This is a genomic window from Yinghuangia sp. ASG 101, from assembly GCF_021165735.1.
GTDB lineage: Bacteria > Actinomycetota > Actinomycetes > Streptomycetales > Streptomycetaceae > Yinghuangia.
The window spans coordinates 483,036-501,667 of record NZ_CP088911.1; the positions used below are offsets into that span (position 1 = coordinate 483,036).

Genomic DNA, 18,632 nt, shown 5'->3' on the forward strand with positions numbered 1-18,632 from the left:
GGTGCCGCGCGTCCGATACCGGCGATGCGCCGACCCTTGCCCATGACGTCGCCGGCGCTCTCCGGGGCGACGCTGCGGGCGGCGGCGAATCATCGGCGCACGCACGGCCCCTACCGGGGGTTCGCCGACCGTCATCGCCTCCGTCATCGCGTTTTCCGCGCCCGGGCGGGACCGGTGGGCCGGCGGTCGGCTCGATACCGCCGCCGGGCCCGCCGCCCCCGCTCCCCCGCGCCGCCGGCAGCGGCGCGACACCCGGGCACCGCGCTCGCGGGCGCGGACCGTCACCGGGTTCGCGGCCTTCGTCGCACCCGCCCCTTGTCGCGTTCTCGCGGGCCCGCGAGCGTCAGGAACCCACGGCCGATTCGGTGCGCGTGTCCGCGGCGGGCAGGCCCGCGGTCACGTCCGCGAACACCTCGTACGAGCGCACCCGTTCCTCGTGGTCGTGGATGAGCGTGAGGGCCATGACCTCGTCGGCGCCGGTGCGTTCGAGCAGGGCGGTGGTCTTGGCGGCCACGGTCTCCCGGCCGCCGATGATCTGGGCGCCGAGATAGGCGTCGGTGAACTCGCGGTCGGCGTCGGTGAATTCGTACCGGTCCGCGGCGTCCTGGCTGGGGTACGCCTCGACGCGCGGGTTCTCGCGTTCGCGCAGCATCGACAGGCGCACGGGCCGGATGAGGCGTTCCGCGTCGGCGTCGGTCTCGGCGGCGACGACCATGGCGCAGACCAGCGCGTATGGTTCGGTCAGCCCGCGTTCGGGGCGGAACGCCTCCCGGTAGGCGTGGAACGCGGCTTCGGTCTGCTCGGTGCGCAGGTGGTGGGCGACGGCGAAGGGCAGTCCCAGTCTCCCGGCGAGGCGCGCGCTGTTGGGGCTGCCGCCGAGCATCCATATGGGGACGCGGCGGTCCGCGGCGGGCACGGCGACGATGCCGTGCACGTCGCCCTGGAAGTAGCCCATGAGTTCGTCGACCTGCCGGGGGAACTCCTCGTTGGTGAGCGGCTGGACGGACCGGTTGAGGGCGAGGGCGGTGACCGCGTCGGTGCCGGGTGCGCGGCCGATGCCGAGGTCGATGCGGTCGCCGTGCAGGGCCTCCAGCGTGCCGAACTGCTCGGCGACGGCGAGCGGCGGGTGGTTGGGCAGCATGACGCCGCCGGAGCCGACGCGCAGGGTGTTCGTCTCGTCGGCGAGCCGGCCGATCAGGACCGGCGGCGAACAGCTGGCCACACCGGGCGTGTTGTGGTGTTCGGTGACCCAGAACCGGTGGTAGCCGAACGCCTCGACGCGGCGGGCGAGGTCGACGGTGTTCCGCAGCGCCTCGGCCGCGCTGGACTCGCCCATGACGGGCGAGAGGTCGAGCACCGAGATCGGGACGCGCCGGGGGGCGGCGGTGGACGCGGAATTCACGGACGCGGTTTTTCGCGGGATTGCGGTCATGGGCCAATTGAGCCACAGGAAGAATGACCGCCGGGATGGAGACCGGAAAATTTCCGCGGTCCGCACAGCGGAATTTCGGTCACGCTTCGGCGCGGCATCGGAGTTTGCCGAGCGCGAACAAAGCGCGGCTCAAGGACGGATTCAGAGCGGCTTCAGCACCGATTAAGCGCGGCTTTGGCGCGGCTTTGGCGCGGCTTTGGCACAGCTGTGGCACGGCTGTGGCACGGCTGTGGAAATCCGCCGAACACCCGCGGAACGCCGTCGGCGACGGAATCCCGGCGCCGGCGACGGCACGCGGAATCCCCGGCGGCGCGGCGGCGTCCGCACGGCCGTTAGCCCGCCTTAAGCGCGGTCCGGAGCATGAAGCGCATACGTGCGTGCGCACGTCGTCCGCGGGCCGCCGCCATCGCCCGCGGCGTCCGTTCACCTGCCGCCGAAGGGGCCGTTCATGAGTCGAACCGTCATCGTCGTGGGGGGAGGCCCCACCGGGCTGATGCTCGCGTGCGAGTTGAAGTTGGCCGGGATCAAGACGATCCTGCTGGAGAAGTCGCCGGTGCCGCGCAACGAGTCGCGGGGCACCGGATTGCACGCGCGGTCGCTGGAGTTGCTGGACCAGCGCGGCATCGGGGAGCGCCTGCGCGCGCAGAGGCCCCCGGTGTGGGACCGCGTGCACTTCGCGTTGTTCTGGCTGCAGTTGGAGCACTTCCAGGAGCACGAGTACACGCTCGTGGTGCCGCAGTGGCGTACCGAGCAGCTGCTGGAGGAGCGCGCGCACGAGTTGGGCGTGGACTTCCGGCGCGGGTACGAGGTGCTCGGCCTGGAGCAGGACGCGGACGGCGTGACGCTCACCGTGCGTTCGCCCGACGGGGAGCGGGAGTTGCGTGCCGCGTACGTCGTGGGCGCGGACGGCGCCGCGAGCGTCGTGCGCTCGCACACGGAGATCACCTCCACCGTGCTGGGTGCGGCGTACTACGGCGTGCTGGGCGACGCCGAGGCGCCTCTCGACGTCACCGAGCGGCTGGTGACCGAGCTGCACGAGGAGGGGTTGTACGGGGAGATCCTGTTGGAGCCGGGCACGGTCCGGCTGATGTCGGTGGAGTTCGGCCGGGAGCGCACCGAGGGGGACACTCCGGTGACCCGCGAGGAGTTGTGGACGGCGATCAACCGGGTCAGCGGGCGCACCGCGGAACTGCCGCCCACGAAGTGGCTGTCGCGGTTCGGCGGGAAGACGCGCAACGCGGACTCGTACCGCGACCGGCGGGTGTTCATCGCCGGCGACGCGGCGCACGTGCACTACCCGGCGGGTGCGCAGGGCCTGAACACCGGCATCAACGACGCGGTGAACCTGGGCTGGAAGCTCGCCGCGACCCTGCACGGCTGGGCGCCCGAGGGCCTGTTGGACACCTACAGCGCCGAGCGGGTGCCGGTCGGCGAGCGGGTGTGTATGAACACGCAGGCGCAGGTGTCGTTGAAGTACCCGCTGCCGCGCAATGCCGCGCTGCGCGAGGTGTTCGGGGAGTTGCTGCGGTTCCCCGAGGTGCGCAAGCTGCTGATCGAGACGGTGACGGGTCTGGACGTGCGGTATCCGACGACGTACCCGGGCCTTGACGGCCGCCCCGAGGCGGACCTGCTGGGCCGGCGCCTGGCGGACACGGAGCTGGTGACGCCGGAGGGCCCGTCGCGGATCACGCGAACGCTGCACGCGGGGCGTCCGGTCCTGCTGGACCTGTCGGGCGGGACGGCGGACCTGACGGGCGCGGACGGCTGGACGGACCGCGTGGACGTCGTCACCGCGGAGCCGGTGGAGCATCTGCCGGGCGTGCTGGTGCTGCGTCCGGACGGCCACGTGGCGTGGGCGGACGCGGACGGCAAGGACGCGGAGGGATTGCGCGGGGCGCTTGCCGCGTGGTTCGGCGATCCGGTGCCGGTCCCGGTGGGGTGACCCGGACCGTGCGTACGCGTCACCGGCCGTGGTGTGCGCGGTGTGTGGTGCGCGAGGCCTGACGCGGCGTCAAACCGCGGGCGTGGGCGCGGAGTCGGCGGTGGACGGAACCTCGTCGCCGTGCGCGTCGTCGCCGGCGTCCGGTGCGGCGGGCGGGCGCGTCTTGATCACCAGCAGCGAGATGACCAGGAGCGCGGCGGTGAAGCCGACCCCCGCGACGAACGTGGTCCCCATCGCGTCCGACAGCACGAATTTCGCGGCCTCGTCCGTGGTCGACCCGGCCGGGACGTTCTTCGCGCTGTCCTTGGCCGCGCTGCCGAAGACCGTGACCAGGATGGAGAGTCCGAGCGACCCGCCGACCTGCTGCATGACGTTGACCAGGCCCGACGCGGCGCCGCTGTCCTCGGGCCGGACGTCGGACAGCGCGGTGACGGTGACCGGGACGAAGACCAGGCCGAGGCCGCCGCCGACGAGCACCATCGGACCGAGCACGCCGCCCGCGTAGCCGGTGTCGGAGGAGATCTGCGTGAGCCACAGCATGCCCGACAGCATCACCAGCGCCCCGAGGCCCATGAGCGCCTTGGCGGGCACCTTCTCGATGGCCTTGGACGCCACGCCGGAGCAGCCGAGGATGGCGACGCTGAGCGGCAGGAACGCCAGCCCGGCCTTGATCGGCCCGAACTCCAGGACCTCCTGGAGGAATTGGGTGATGAAGAACCACAGGCTGAGCATGCTCGCGACGAGGAACAGCATGACGGCGTACGAGCCGGCGCGATTGCGGTCGGTGAACATGCGCAGCGGGGTGATCGGCTGCCGCGCGCGGCTTTCGACGACCACGAACGCGCCGAGGACCAGGACGCCGACGACGAGCGCGGTGATCGTCCCGCCCTCGGACCAGTCCTTCTCGGCGGCGCGGATGAAGCCGTACACGAGCGCGGTGACACCGATGGTGGAGGTGAGCGCCCCGCTCAGGTCGAAGCGGCCGGGGTTGCGCTCTGACTCCACGACGTGCTTGGGCGTGAGCAGCATGAGCAGCACGCCGACCGGCACGTTGATGAAGAACACCCAGCGCCACGAGGCCCATTCGGTGAGCAGACCGCCGACGACCAGGCCGAACGCCATGCCCGCGCCGGAGACCGCGGTGTACAGGCCGAAGGCCTTGGTGCGCTCGGGGCCTTCCTTGAAGTTCGTGGTGATCAGCGCGAGGGCGGTGGGCGACGCGAGGGCGCAGCCGACGCCCTGGGCCGCGCGGGCGACCAGGAGCCATTCGGAGGTCTGGGCGAGGCCGCCGAGGAGCGACGCCGCGGTGAAGAGGGTGATGCCGGCGAAGAAGACCCGGCGGCGGCCGAGGATGTCGCCCGCGCGACCGCCGAGGAGCAGCAGCCCGCCGAAGGCGAGGGTGTAGGCGTTGATGACCCACGACAGCCCGGTGGGCGAGAAGTCGAGGTCGCTCTGCATGTCGGGCAGCGCGATGTTCACGACGGTGGTGTCGAGCACGAACATCAGCTGCGAGACCACGAGGATCGCGAGCACGACTCCGGGGCTCCCGCTGCCCGCGCCGGGCGCCGACGGGGAGGGGCCCGCGGCCGGGCCGGGCGGGGACGATGGAGCGGAGGGGGTGGACACCGGTACCTCCCGGTACGACGGATGAGCACGAATAAACGGAGGAGCCCTCCGGAACAAATATAGCGGAGGCTGCCTACGTTTGGCTAAAGCGTGCGGGAGACTTGGACGCGGGCGCCCGATCCGCCGGTCACTAGAGTCGGGCGACGAGAGGCGCGCGCCGACCGTATGAGGCGCCGACCGGGAAACGAGGTTCAGGCATGAGTACGACCCGCCGTCCCATGCGCGCGGACGCGCGCCGCAACAGCGAGAAGCTGTTGGCCGCGGCGCGCACCGCGTTCACCCGGCACGGGACGGACACGTCCCTGGAGGACATCGCCCAGCGCGCCGGCGTGGGCATCGGCACGCTCTACCGCCACTTCCCCACCCGCAACGACCTGGTCGAAGCCCTCATCCGCGACGAGGTGGACGACCTCATCGCCAACGGCCACGCGCTGCTGGACGCCACCGACCCCGGCGACGCGCTGATGGCCTGGCTGCGCGCGATCGTCGTGCACGCCACCACCTTCCGGGGCCTCGCCGGATCGCTCATGGCCGGCCTGCTCGACAGCGACTCGCACCTCGCCAACGCCTGCCACGGCATGCTCGCCGCCGGCTCCGAACTGCTGCGCCGCGCCCAGGAGGGCGGACGGGTGCGCCGCGACATCACCATCGTGGACCTGTTCACCCTGGCGAACGCGACCGCGTGGTCCGTCGAACAATCCGCCGCGAGCCCGGTCCCCGGCAGCGACCCGGTCCCCCGCCCCGCCGCCGAACAGATCGACCGCCTCCTGTCCCTGGCATTCGAGGGCCTGGCCCCGCGCTAGGCGGTGCCTTGCGGACCTTGGCACCGGCCACGCCACGCCGGGCCGCGTTCCTTCGCACCGCACCGCGCGGCGTTGCCGAACCCTCCCAGGACAACCGAGCAAGAGTTCGGATCCGACGCCTTGCGACGCACGACACGAAGGAGGGCTCGCGAGGGTTCGGGAGGACCGGGGAGGGCTTGGGAGGGCTTGGGAGGGCTTGGGAGGCCCGGCACAGGCCCGGCGCAGGCCCGGCACAGGCCCGGCACAGGCCCGGCACAGGCCCGACGCGACGTTGAGCGCCAGGATCCGCGGGGCACGACCCAGACCGCGCCCTGCGGGCCCGGGTGGCGCGCGTGGGGGTGGTCACGGGATCGTCATCGCGGCGCGGCCGAGGCCTGTGCCGGTCGGGTGTCGGCGGTCGCGCCCGTGATTCCCGCGAGGAGTTCGTACGAGCGGATCCGGTCGCGCGGGTCGTGGATCATCGTGAGCGCCATGAGTTCGTCCAGGCCGGTCGTCTCGACGAGTTCGTCGAACCGGGCCCGCACGGTGTCCGGGCCGCCGATCAGCTGGGGGCCGAGCATCCGGCGGGAGATCGCGGCGTCCTGCGCCCCCAGCGGGATCTCGGCGGCCTTGTCGGCGGGGGTGTAGGGCGGGTTCATGCCGCGCATGGCGAGCATCGTCGCGACGCGCAGCGGCGCCGCCAAGTGGTGCGCGCGTTCGTCGGATTCGGCCACCACGGCGATCGCCGCGACCAGCGCGTAGGGCGCGTCGAGTGCGGCGGACGGGCTGAAGGCGCGGCGGTACAGCTCCAGAGCGGAGCGCGTGCTGTCGGGGTTGAAGTGGTGCGCGTGGGCGTACGGCAGGCCCAGCACGCCCGCGAGTTCGGCACTGGACCCGCTGGAGCCCAGGACCCACACGGGCACGGGGTTGTCGCCGGCCGGTACCGCCTCGATGCGCGGCGCGGCGTTCGCCGACGGGCGTCCCGCGGGCTGGAAGTACTCGATCAGCTCGGCGAGTTGCGCCGGGAAGTCGCGGCCGTCGAGCGGCTTGGCGGACCGCCGGAGCGCGCGGGCGGTCCCGGGGTCGGTGCCGGGCGCGCGGCCGATGCCCAGGTCCACGCGGCCGGGGTGCAGGGCGTGCAGGGTGCCGAACTGCTCGGCGACCACCAGCGGCGCGTGGTTGGGCAGCATCACCCCGCCCGCCCCGACCCGGAGGCCGCGGGTGCGCGCGGCGATCGCCCCGGCGACGACCACGGGCGACGACGTGGCGACGTTGGGCAGGTTGTGGTGTTCGGCGAGCCAGTACCGCCGGTACCCGAGCCGGTCCACGGCCTCCGCCAACTCGACGGTCGCCCGCAGCGCCTGCGTCGCCGTCTCGCCCTCCCAGACGGGCGCGGTGTCCAGCACGGACAGCGGGATTCGCCGGATTTCGCTCATGGTTCATGCCTCCGTTGGTTGGCTGCCACCACAATACGGAGGGTGCCTCCGATTTACCAGATCGGGGGCACGGGATCTGGGGTGCGGGGCGACGGCCCGGGCTCCGACGTGCCGACGGCGGGTGCGGCCGGGGCCGCACCCGCCGGTTCCGCGACGACATCCGCCCGGCCCACCTCCGCCTTGCCGTGCCTACCCGGGCATCGGGAGGGCGGTCAGCAGGGCCTGGGTGTACGGCTCGCGCGGGGACGTGAACAGCGCGTGCGCCGAACCGCGTTCCACGACCGCGCCGTCGCGCATCACCAGGACGTTGTCGCTGATGTGGTGGATGACGCCGAGGTCGTGCGAGATGAACAGCAGCGCGACACCCAACGCGTCGCGCAGGTCGGCGAAGACGTCGAGAATCTGCGCCTGGATGGACACGTCGAGCGCCGAAACGGGTTCGTCGCACACGATGATGTCCGGTTCGGGCGCCAACGCCCGTGCGATCGCGACGCGTTGCCGCTGCCCGCCGGAGAGTTGCGCGGGACGGCGGTCCAGCATGGACCCGTCCAGCCCGACACGGCCGAGGAGTTCGGCGATCCGGCCGCGGTGCCTCCGGACGGCGACGCGGCCGGGCGCGCCGAGGGCCTCGCCCACGATCCGCGCGACGGTCCAGCGGGGGTCGAACGCGCTGAGGGGGTCCTGCTGCACGAGCTGGATCCGGTGCCGGTCGGCGCGCCGTTCGCGTTCGTGCCGGGCGGACCAGGGTTGCCCCATCAGGGTGACGTCGCCGTCGTCCGGCGCCACCAGGCCCATCACCAGCTGCGCGACGGTGGTCTTCCCCGACCCCGACTCGCCGAGCACCCCCAGCGACTCGCCCGCGTGCAGGCGGAACGACACGCCGGCGACGGCCGTACGGCGCGAGCCGTCCGGCCCGGGGAACGTCTTGCGCAGGGCGGACACCTCGAGGACGACCCGTGCCGCGGTTGCCTCCGCGGTCTCGGTGGTGCCGCCCGGCTCGGCTCCCGCGCGCACCTCCTTCGGCCCGGACGCCCGCGCCACCGCGGTCTCCGGGGTGCTCTCCCCCGTCTCCCTCGTGTCCGCCGCCTTGGCTGCCCCGGTGCCGTCGGGATTCCCGGCCGCCGTCCCCGCCGCCGGGCGGTCTCGGGTGGCCGGGGGCCCGGGTTCGGCTTGTCCGGACGTCTCGGCCCGCGGCTCGGACTCCGCCGACAGCCTTTGCGGCCAAAGCACTTCGGGCCGCAGGCAGCGCACTTCGGCGCCGCTCGCGGCCGGCACGGAAGGCGGTTCGACCTCGGCGCAGCGGGCGTCGGCGACCGGGCAGCGCGGGCGGTAGGCGCACCCGCCGCCGCCCGCGTCGCGTGATCCGGCCGTCGCGGCGGCGGGTCCGGCGCCCGCCGCACCGGCCGTCCGTGACAGGCGTTTTCCCTTCGTCCGCGCGCGCGGGACCGCCGCGAGGAGTTCGCGGGTGTACGGGTGCGCGGGATCGGCGAGGACCTGCTCGGTGCGGCCTTCCTCCACGAACACGCCCCCGTACATCACCGCGACCCGGTCGGCGAGCCGTGCGACCACGGCGAGGTCGTGGCTGATGAGCAGGACCGCCGTGCCCTCGCGCTTGCGCTCGGCCAGCAGATCGAGGATGCGTGCCTGCACGGTGACGTCCAGCGCGGTCGTCGGTTCGTCCGCGACCAGCAGCGGCGGCCCGGCGGCCATCGCGGAGGCGATCAGCGCGCGTTGCCGCAGGCCGCCGGACAGCTCGTGCGGGTACTGCCGGGCGCGCACGTCCGGTTCGGGGACGCGCGCGTCGTCGAGCAACTGCCGGACACGATCGGGGATGTCGCGGCGCTCCACGATCCGGTGGTTGCGCAGCGCCTCGGCCACCTCGGCGCCGACGCGGCGCAGCGGGTCGAGGGAGACAAGCGCGTCCTGGAGGACCATGCCGATGCCGCGTCCTCGGATCGCGCGCCAGTCGCGGTCGCGGAGTGCGGTCAGGTCGCGTCCGTCGAAGCGCATCCGGTCCGCCCGCACGACGGCGCCGGGGCCGGCCAGGCCCAGCAGCGAGCGTGCGGTGACGCTCTTGCCGGAGCCGGATTCGCCGACCACGGCGAGGCATTCGCCGGGGGCGAGGCGCAGGCTGATCCCCCGGACGGCGGCGACCGGGCCGCCGCGGGTGGGGAACGCGACGTGCAGGTTGTCGACGGTGAGCAGCGGGGTGGCGGTCGGCGGCGCGGGGGCGGGCGGCGTCCCCGGGTTCCGCACGACGGGTGGGGGTGCCGACGGCCGCGGGTCCCGGATCGCGGGTTCCTCGGCCTCCGCGTCCGTCGGGGCCGGAACCGGGGCCGGGCCCGGTGCCGTCTCGGCGGGGGTGTCCTCGGTGCCGGGGCGGGCGCCGCCGTTCGCGCTAACGCGGCCCATATGCCGTCCTTCCTTCGAAGCGCCGTTGCAGGGCGCGGCCGACGACGGTGACGGACAGGACCGTGAGCGTCAGCGCCGCGCCGGGGAAGAAGGACAGGGTCCAGTCGGTGTCGAGCAGCCCTCGGCCCGCCGCGAGCATCGCGCCCCACTCGGGCGTCGGGGCCTTGGGCCCCAGGCCGAGGAAGCTGAGGGACGATCCGGCGATCACGGCGGAGCCGATGTTGACCGTGGCGAGCACCAGCAGCGGGGGCAGCGCGTTGGGGAGCAGGTGCCGCCGGTAGATGTCGGCGCGTCCTCGGCCCAGGGTGATCGCGGCGCGGACGTAGTCGGAGTCGCGGACGACCAGCGCCTGGGCGCGGGCGAGGCGGACGAAGCCGGGGGCGAGGGAGATGCCGATCGCGACGGTGGCGTTCGTGGTGCTCGGGCCGAGGACGGCCACCACCAGCATCGCGAGCAGCAGGCCCGGGAAGGCGAGGAACACGTCGGTGACGCGCATGATCACCTCGTCGACCACCTTGCCCGCGGTGGCCGCCAGCACGCCGAGGAGGGAGCCGGCCACCAGGCCGAGGCCGGTCGCGCCGAGCCCGATCAGGAGGGACGGGCGGGCGCCGTGGATGACGCGGCTGAGGACGTCGCGTCCGAGCTGGTCGGTGCCGAACGGGTGGGCGGCGCTCGCGCCTTGCAGGGCGTGCGTCGGGTCGACCGCGTTCGGGGGGTCCGGTGCGAGCAGCCCGGGGGCGAGGGCGGCGATGGTGACGACGGCGAGGAAGAGCCCGCCGAGGACGGCACCGATCGGGAACGCGCCCCAGCGGACCCGCCGTTCGCGGGTGGCGGCGGCAACTCCGGGCTTCGGGACGGGCGGTCCGCCCGTGGTGGCGGGCAGCGTCGCGGTCATGCTGCCACCGCCTTCATGCGGGGGTCGACGACCCGGTACAGCGCGTCCACCGCCAGGTTGATGACGCTGAAGACAAGGGCCGAGACCACGACGACGCCGGTGACCACGGGCAGGTCGCGCGACTCGATCGCGGTCGCCATGAGCCGGCCGACGCCCTGGCGGCTGAAGACGGTCTCGACGACGACGGCGCCGCTGAGCAGCGCGCCGACCGCCCAGCCGGACAGCGTGATCACCGGGACGAGGGTGTGCCGGAGGGTGTGGCGTACGCGGATGCCGGTCTCGCCGGTGCCCCGGGCGCGGGCGCTGACGACGTACGGCTCGCTCAGGCTGCGTTCCATGCTCTCGCGGATGACCTGCGCGAGCACGCCGACCAGGCTCAGCGCGAGGGTGATCGCGGGCAGCACCAGGCCCTCCACGCCGGTCCCGCCGAACGCGGGGAACGCGTGCACCTTGAACGACAGGAAGGTCAGCAGCAGGACGCCGGTCCAGAAGGGGGGACTCGATGCCGCGACGAGTTCGAAGCCCGACGAAACGCGGCGCAGCCACGGGCGCCTCCCGGCGGTGGCGACCGCGAGCAGGGTCGCCGCCACCAGGGCGAGCACGAACGACGCGAGCGCGAGCTGCACCGTCGCACCGAGCTGACTGCCGATCAACTCGGTGACGGGCTGCTGGAGTTGGTACGAGCGACCCAGGTCGCCCCGGAACAGGTCGCCGAGGAACATGCCGTACTGCACGACGATCGGGCGGTCGTAACCGAGTTCGTGGCGGACCTGCTCCACGAGTTCGGGGCTGGGGTTGTTCGCGCCGAGCAGGGCCCGCACGGGGTCGCCGGGCACCAGGTGCAGGGCGAAGAACGCGACCGAGGCCGCCCCGAGGACCACCAGGAAGGTGAGCAGGGTCCGGCGCACCAGCCACCGCAGCATCGGGGGCATCGGAGGGAACGCCGCGATCAGGCGCGGCGGCCGGGCGACCCCGGGCGTCGGCCCGGAGTCCCCCGCGGTCTTCGGGGACGTCATGCCGAACTGCCCTTGCCGGCCCCGTAGAACCTCGGGTAGCCCTGCGCGTCGAAGGTCACGCCGCTCACCTGGGAGGCCGTGCCGACCAACTGCACGGGTACGTATACCGGTACGGCGAGGGCGTGTTCGATGATGTAGCGCTGCGCGTTGGCGTACAGCGCGGCGCGCGCGGCGGGGTCGGTCGTGGCGGTCGCGTCGTTCAGGAACCGGTCGAGCTGCGGGTCGTTGATCGCGAAGACGTTGCCGCCGGCCTTCTGGGGGGTCTGGTCGGACGCGAAGAACGTGCGCAGGACGTCGGGTTCGGCGCGCACGTTGCTGATGGCGTTGATGTCGAGGTCGCGGCCCAGCACGTCCTTGGTGAAGGTGCCGGTGTCCTGGCCCACGTAGTCGACGTGGAACCCGGCCTCCTTGGCCTGGGCTTGGATGCCCTGCGCGAGGATGTCCCGTTGCTCGCGCAGCATTTGCGTCGCGTACGGCCAGCGCAGGGTGAGCCGCTCGCCGTTCTTGGTGCGGTAGCCCTCCGAGTCGCGCCCGGTCCAACCGGCCTGGTCCAGCAGGCGGTTGGCGAGGGCCGGGTCGTACGGCCAGGTGCCGACGAGCGTCGGGTCGTACCCGACCGTGGTGGGGCCGAGCGGGCTCCACGCGCGGCGGTACTCCCCGAAGTAGACCGACTTCACGAGCGCGTCGAGGTCCAGCGAGCGGGCGAAGGCGGTGCGCACGCGCTCGTCCGCCAGCGGCTCGCGCAGCGGGTTCAGGAACAGCGTGAACCCGACGCCGGGAGCCTCGGCGCGCAGCACCTTCCCGCTCCCGCCTTCGAGGGTCGCGACGCGGTCCGGCGGCAGGCCGGTGATCACATCGGCCTGATTGCTCGTCAGGGCGCCGAAGCGGACGGACGTTTCCGGAACGATGCTGAAGGTGAGGCGGTCGGCGCGGGCGGGGCCGGTGTGTGCGGAGCCGTCGGGCGCCCAGGCGTACCCGGGGTTCCGCTCCAGCACGATGTTCTGGTTCCGCGCCCATGACCCGAACCGGAACGGGCCCGAACCGACCGGCTGGGCACAGAGGTTCGCGGCGTTCTCGGCGATCGACTTGGGCGACTGGATGCCGAGGTACGCCGTGCTGAGTGCCTGGAGCAGGGCGGCCTGGGGAGCCGCGAGCCGGATGACGACGGTGTCGGCGTCGACCGCGGTCGCCCCGGTGTAGCCCTTGATCAGCCCCGCCGCGTACACGGATTTCGTCGCGGGGTCCACGACGTGGTCGAGGCTCGCCTTGACCGCGGCGGCGTCCAGGGGCGTGCCGTCGTGGAACGTCACGCCGGGCCGCAGGTGGAAGGTGTACTCCAGGCCGTCCGGCGAGATCTCCCAGGACTGTGCCAGCCACGGCCGGAACGAGCCGTCGGGGGCCATGTCGACCAGGGAGTCGAAGACGTTCCGGTCGACGACCGCGGTCACGTCGAGCGCGCTGACGGCCGGGTCCAGGCACTCGGGCTGGCTCTCGATCGCCACCGTCAGCCCCGCACCGGGGGTGCCGCCGGACGACCCGCCCCCGCACGCCGTGGCCGCCGCGAGCAGGCCGGCGGTGAACAAGCCCACCAGCGGCCGGAACCGGCGTGGCCGGCTGCCCTGCCGTCGACGGAAGTCCGCTCTCGGGAGGTGGAGTGCCATGGGGTCCCCTTCTCGACGTCGTCGCCGTGCGCGCCGCGGTGCCGTGGCGCGGGCCCGTCCGGCTCGCGACACACCGACGGCCCCGGCCCGATGCGCGCGCCGCCACGGTCCACACGACACGGCCCGGGGGGAGCGTCGCGCCACACCGGCCCCGCCATCGTGGGGTGACCGACTAAAGGACGCCTTAGGCAAGGCTTTCGGCATCGTGACGGGGCGGCGCGACGGCGGGACAGCCGAGCAGCCGACCAGCCGGACGACCGGCGGCCGGGAGACGGCGGCCGGGAGAGGGGGCCGGGAGAGGGGGCCAGGAGACGGGAGACGGGGAACGGGCAGGAAGCCGCTCGGGTCGGAGAGTCGGGCTGCTCCCCCCGCCGGACGGAGGGCGGGGACACGGCCCGGCCGCCGCCCCACGCCTGGCCGGTGACACCGTGGCACGGGCGTCACCGGCACGGCCCGCGCGGCTCGGCCGCCACGGCGCGGTTCCCACCCCGACGGCTGGCGGCACACCGAACCGGGCGCCGAGGCACGCCCGTTCGGGGCGAGGCGACGGGCGGGAAACGCCGGGTGACCGTGCGGTCCGGGCCGCGACCGCGTGGCTCAGCCCACCGCCGCCGCGGGTGTCGGCGTGCCGAACCACGTGGTGAGGGCGTTCGCCAAGCCGTTCGGTGTGTCCGGGGTGGTGCTCGCCCAGGCCACGTATCCGTCGGGGCGCAGCAGGAGGGCCGACGCGTCGATGTCCGGGATCGGGTGGGCCTCGACGATGTTTACGCGGTCGGTCCAGTGCCGTGCGGCCTCGGCGGCGGTTCCGGACGTACCGCCGGTCAGGTCCAGGAGGACGCCCCGGCCGGCGTGCAGCGTGTGGGTGATCCGGGTCGCGGTCGAGGTTCCGGTGGCGACGGGGGTCAGTTCGGCGTCGGCGATCAGGCGTCCGAGGAGGGGGTGGTGGTCGTCCGGGTCGCCGTCGCCGAGGATGTCGTCGTAGCGGGTGTCGAGGCCGGTGACCATGTCGTTGAGGTGCCGGGCGACACTCGGCAGCGCGACCATCTCGCCGAGGAAGTCCCGCAGCGCGCCCATGCGGTCGATGGGGTGGTACAGCGACGCCTGCGCCTCGGCGTTGAGGCACGCGCGGCGTCCGACCGGGTGGCGTTCGGCGTGGTACGTGTCCAACAGGCCCTCGGGCGCGCGGCCGTCGGCGACCGCGGCGAGCTTCCAGCCCAGGTTCATCGCGTCCTGGATGCCGAGGTTGACGCCCTGCGCGCCGGACGGGAAATGCGGGTGCGCGGCGTCCCCGGCCAGCAGGACGCGGCCGACGCGGTAGTGCTCGGCCTGCCGCGTCGCGTTGTCGAAGCGGTGCAGCCATGTGGGTTCGCTCGCGAACTTGATGTCGGCCCCGGCCACGCGCCGTACGCTCGCGCGCAGTTCCTCGGACGTCACCGGCTCGGCGTCGTCCGGCGGCTCGACACCGAACTCGGTCGTCATCAGCCGCAGGATGTTGGGGCCGAGGGGGATGGCGCCGAACAGTCCGCCGGGGTAGACGCCCGCCGCGAACTCCTGGCCTTCGACCACCTCGACGTCGCCCATGATCCCGTAATGCCGTTCCTGCGCGCCCGTGAACGTGAACCCGGCGAGCCCGGCGACGGGCCCGCGCCCGCCGTCGCAGCCCACGAGGTAGTCGGCGGACAGCTCGTACGTTCCGTCCGGTCCGCGCACGCCCACGGTCACGGCGTCGGAGGTCTGCGCGAGGCTCACCACTTCGTGGCCGCGCCGCAGGTCGACCCCCAACTCGGCGCCGCGCGCCGCGAGTTGGGCCTCCACCTTCTCCTGCGGGTGGACGAGGATGAACTCCCGTGAATCCAGGGCCTCGACGTCCAGCCACAGGAACGCGAAGTGGGTGCGGGGCCACGGCATGGGGTTCTCGGCGCGGATCGGGTCGCCGAGTCCGCGCAGGTCGAACGCCTCCAGCGAGCGGGCGTGGAAGCCGAGCGCCCGCGAGCCGCCGGTCCGCACCGACCGTTCCAGGACGACGGTACGCACGCCGGCCAGCGCGAGTTCGTGGGCGAGCATCAGGCCGGTGGGTCCGGCGCCCGCGATGACGACGGTTGGGCTCATGGTGAACTCCCTGGCTGTGTCGGTGTTTTCGGAGGTCTGCGCACGGGTCGGCCGGGCCGGTCTGCGCGTCACGCGGGTGCCGGCAGCGCGGGCGTCTCGGGGGCGGCCTCGGGGGCGGCGGCGTCGGGGACGGTGTCGGGCGCGGGGTCGCCGAACGCGGGGGCGTCGGCCAGCGCCGTACCCAGGTAGCCGACGAGCGCGTCGACGGTGGGGTGGTCGTAGACCACGACGGGTGAGACGCGGACGTCCAGCGCCTCGCAGATCCGGTTGCGCAGTTCGAGTGCGGTGAACGACGAGAAACCGATGTCCGGGAATCCGGCGTCCGGGGCGATCTCGTCGGTGGTGGTGTGCCCGAGCACGGCCGCCGCGTGGCGGAGCACCAAGTCGCGGACGTACGCGTCGCGTTGCTCGGCGGGCGCGGCGACCAGCTCGGCCCGCAGCGCGGCGCCCCCGAGATCGGGCTCGGCGGACGCGTCGGGGATCACGGGAGGCGCGGGGGCCGTCGCGGACTCCTCGGGGGCGTCGATCCAGTAGCGCCGCCGCTGGAACGCGTAGGTGGGCAGCTCGACGTCGCGGCCGTCGGGAAGGGGGACGATCGCGTTCCAGTCCACGGGTGCGCCGTTCACCCACAGGGTGGCGACGGCGAGCAGCAGGATCTCCTCTTCCGAACGGTTGCGGCGCAGCGTCGCGGCGACCACCTCGCCCGGGGGCGCTCCGTCGCCGAGCAGCCCGGCCAACGCGGCGTCGGGGCCGACTTCGAGGAAGCGCGTCACCCCGGACGCACGCGCGGTGCGCACCCCGTCGGCGAAGCGGACGGCGTCACGGACGTGGCGCACCCAGTAGTCGGGGGTGCGGATCTCCTCCCCCGCGAGGTGTCCGGTCAGGTTGGCGACCAGCGGGACGGACGGCTCGGCGTACGCGACCGTTTCCAGCACCGCCCGGAAGTCGTCCAGCATCGGGTCCATGTGGGACGAGTGGAACGCGTGCGAGACCCGCAGCCGCGACACCCGAACTCCCGTGCCGCGCCAGGTTTTCTCGACGCCGGAGATCGCGTCCGCGTCGCCGGAGAGGACGACCGACGCGGGGCCGTTCACCGCCGCGACCGACACGCCTTCAGGCAGGTCGCCCAAGTCGGCCTCCGGGACGGCGACCGCGAGCATTGCGCCGCCGGGGACCGCGAGTTCGCGCATGAGCCGTCCCCGGGCGGCGACGACGCGCGCGGCGTCGTCGAGGGACCACAGCCCGGCGGCGTACGCGGCGGACAGTTCGCCGACGGAGTGCCCGGCGAGGACGTCCGCACGCACGCCCCACGACTCCAGCAGCCGGAACAGCGCCACCTCGATCGCGAACAACGCCGGTTGCGCGACATGGGTTTCGTGCAGCAGGCCGGAGTCCCCCGCCTCGGCCAGGGGCCGTTCGAGGTGCGCGTCCAGCGCGGCCGTCGCCTCCGCCCACGCGTCCGCGAACACCGGGAACCGCGCGGCGAGTTCCCGTCCCATGCCGGTCCGCTGGCTGCCCTGCCCCGAGAACAGGAAGCCGAGCCCGCCCCGTGTCACCGCCCCCGTCACCGCACCCGCCGGGAATCCTCTCGGGTGCGCCAACGCCGCCAAACCCCGGGCGAGTTCGTCGCGATCGCGGCCCAACACCACGGCGCGTTCGGTGAAGACGTGCCGCGACGCCCGCAGCGCCCCGGCGACGTCCCGCACGTCGGCGTCGGCGCCCGGTCCGTCGGCGGCCACGAACCGCGAAAGACGCTCGGCCTGCCCGCGCAGCGCCGGGGCGCTGCGGGCGGTCACCACCCACGGGAGCACCGCCCGATCCGGCAGGTCCGGCGACGGGCCGGGGGTGTCGGCAGGGTCCGGCGCCTCTTCCAGGACGACGTGCGCGTTCGTCCCGCTGATCCCGAAGGACGACACCGCCGCCCGGCGCGGCTCGCCGGTGACCGGCCACGCGCGCTCCTCGGTCAGCAGCGCGACCGACCCGTCGTCCCAATCCACGTGGGGGGACGGTTCGTTCGCGTGCAAGGTGCGCGGCAGCACCCCGTGGCGGAGGGCCATGACCATCTTGATGACGCCCGCGACGCCCGCAGCCGCCTGCGTGTGACCGATGTTCGACTTGAGCGATCCCAGCCACAACGGCTCGCCGCCCGCGCGGCGTTCCCGCCCGTACGTCGCCAGCAGCGCCTGCGCCTCGATGGGATCGCCGAGCGTCGTGCCCGTCCCGTGCCCTTCGACCACGTCGACGTCGGCAGCGCCGAGTCCGGCGTCGGCGAGGGCCGCGCGGATCATGCGCTGCTGCGACGGGCCGTTGGGGGCGGTGAGTCCGTTGGAGGCGCCGTCCTGGTTCACCGCGCTGCCGCGTACCAGCGCGAGGACGCGGTGGCCGTGGCGCCGTGCGTCGGAGAGGCGTTCGACGAGGAGCAGTCCGACGCCCTCTCCCCAGCCGGCGCCGTCCGCGTCCGCGCCGAAGGATTTGCAGCGGCCGTCCGGGGCGAGTCCGCGCTGCCTGCTGAACTCGACGAAGGTCCCGGGGGTCGCCATCACCGCGACGCCTCCGACGAGTGCCAGCGAGCAGTCCCCGGCGCGCAACGACCGGGCGGCGTAGTGCAGTGCGACGAGCGACGACGAGCACGCGGTGTCGATGGTGACGGCCGGGCCTTCCAGGCCGTACGTGTAGGCGATCCGGCCGGACGCGACGCTGCCGGCGCTGCCGTTGCCGAGGAATCCTTCGAGCCCTTCGGGGGCGCGTCGCAGGCGGCCCGCGTAGTCGCCGTACATCACACCGGTGAAGACCCCGGTGGAACTGCCGCGCAGGGCCACGGGGTCGATGCCGGCGTGCTCGAACGCGTCCCACGCGGTCTCCAGCAGCAGCCGTTGCTGCGGGTCGGTGGCCAGCGCCTCGCGTGGGGAGATGCCGAAGAACCCGGCGTCGAAGTGCGCGGCGTCGTACAGGAAGGCCCCTTGGCGGGTGTACGTGGTGCCGAGGTGGTCGGGGTCGGGGTCGTAGAGACGGTCGGTGCCCCAGCCCCGGTCGTCCGGGAAGTCGCCGACGGCGTCGGTGCCTTCGCGGACGAGACGCCACAGGTCGTCGGGGGACGCCACGCCGCCCGGGTAGCGGCAGGCCATGCCGATGACGGCGATGGGCTCGTGCCGCGCCGCTTCGGCCTCCTCCAGGCGGCGCCGGGTGCGGTGCAGGTCGGCGGTCACCCACTTGAGGTAGTCGACGAGTTTGTCTTCCTCGGGCATGGAGGCGGCCTCCCGGATCCGGTCGTGGTGGTGCCTGGGCGAGGTGAAGGACGTCGGGGGGTAGGGGGGTCGGGGT

At 73.6% G+C, this 18,632-nt stretch carries 10 protein-coding genes and 1 pseudogene; 2 read left to right on the forward strand and 9 right to left on the reverse strand.

Features of this window, described 5'->3' with window-relative positions; translation table 11 throughout:
- Positions 1-343 precede the first annotated feature (343 nt).
- Complete coding sequence (locus tag LO772_RS01950) at positions 344-1,432, reverse strand: LLM class flavin-dependent oxidoreductase (RefSeq protein ID WP_231776553.1); 1,089 nt, start codon at positions 1,430-1,432, stop codon at positions 344-346.
- 448 nt (positions 1,433-1,880) lie between these two features.
- Here LO772_RS01950 and LO772_RS01955 point away from each other — a divergent pair, with 448 nt between their 5' ends.
- Positions 1,881-3,374, forward strand: a complete 1,494-nt coding sequence (locus LO772_RS01955) for an FAD-dependent monooxygenase (protein ID WP_231776554.1) — start codon at positions 1,881-1,883, stop codon at positions 3,372-3,374.
- Between the two features lie 69 nt (positions 3,375-3,443).
- On the opposite strand, the gene LO772_RS01960 is transcribed toward LO772_RS01955, so the two are convergent.
- The gene (locus LO772_RS01960; protein ID WP_443089430.1) at positions 3,444-4,877 is read right to left on the reverse strand and encodes an MFS transporter; all 1,434 of its coding nucleotides are present in this window, start codon (positions 4,875-4,877) and stop codon (positions 3,444-3,446) included.
- A gap of 320 nt (positions 4,878-5,197) precedes the next feature.
- On the opposite strand from LO772_RS01960, the gene LO772_RS01965 reads away from it, so the two are divergent.
- Positions 5,198-5,803 (forward strand): TetR/AcrR family transcriptional regulator, encoded by a 606-nt coding sequence (locus LO772_RS01965; RefSeq protein WP_231776556.1) that lies wholly within the window; start codon positions 5,198-5,200, stop codon positions 5,801-5,803.
- 353 nt (positions 5,804-6,156) lie between these two features.
- Here the strand turns inward: LO772_RS01965 and LO772_RS01970 are convergent, their stop codons facing one another.
- The 7 genes and pseudogenes from LO772_RS01970 to LO772_RS02000 form a co-directional block, all read right to left on the reverse strand.
- Positions 6,157-7,218 carry an LLM class flavin-dependent oxidoreductase gene (locus tag LO772_RS01970; protein ID WP_231776557.1) on the reverse strand — a complete coding sequence of 354 codons (1,062 nt, stop codon included), beginning with the start codon at positions 7,216-7,218 and terminating at the stop codon, positions 6,157-6,159.
- A gap of 189 nt (positions 7,219-7,407) precedes the next feature.
- Positions 7,408-9,630: a dipeptide ABC transporter ATP-binding protein gene (locus LO772_RS01975; protein WP_231776558.1), complete on the reverse strand. Its 2,223-nt coding sequence runs from the start codon at positions 9,628-9,630 to the stop codon at positions 7,408-7,410.
- Positions 9,617-10,525 carry an ABC transporter permease gene (locus tag LO772_RS01980; protein WP_231776559.1) on the reverse strand — a complete coding sequence of 303 codons (909 nt, stop codon included), beginning with the start codon at positions 10,523-10,525 and terminating at the stop codon, positions 9,617-9,619. The genes LO772_RS01975 and LO772_RS01980 overlap by 14 nt, the downstream gene beginning before the upstream one ends.
- Entirely contained in the window at positions 10,522-11,541 is a 1,020-nt protein-coding gene (locus tag LO772_RS01985) for an ABC transporter permease (protein WP_231776560.1), read from the reverse strand. Before LO772_RS01985 ends, LO772_RS01980 begins: the two co-directional genes overlap by 4 nt.
- Positions 11,538-13,202, reverse strand: a complete 1,665-nt coding sequence (locus tag LO772_RS01990; RefSeq protein ID WP_231776561.1) for an ABC transporter substrate-binding protein — start codon at positions 13,200-13,202, stop codon at positions 11,538-11,540. Before LO772_RS01990 ends, LO772_RS01985 begins: the two co-directional genes overlap by 4 nt.
- Before the next feature lie 597 nt (positions 13,203-13,799).
- Positions 13,800-15,311, reverse strand: coding sequence for an FAD-dependent monooxygenase (locus tag LO772_RS01995; RefSeq protein WP_231776562.1), 1,512 nt, complete (start codon positions 15,309-15,311; stop codon positions 13,800-13,802).
- A 68-nt stretch (positions 15,312-15,379) separates the two neighbouring features.
- Positions 15,380-18,556: pseudogene (locus LO772_RS02000) on the reverse strand (type I polyketide synthase); the annotation flags it as partial.
- Between the last annotated feature and the right edge of the window lie 76 nt (positions 18,557-18,632).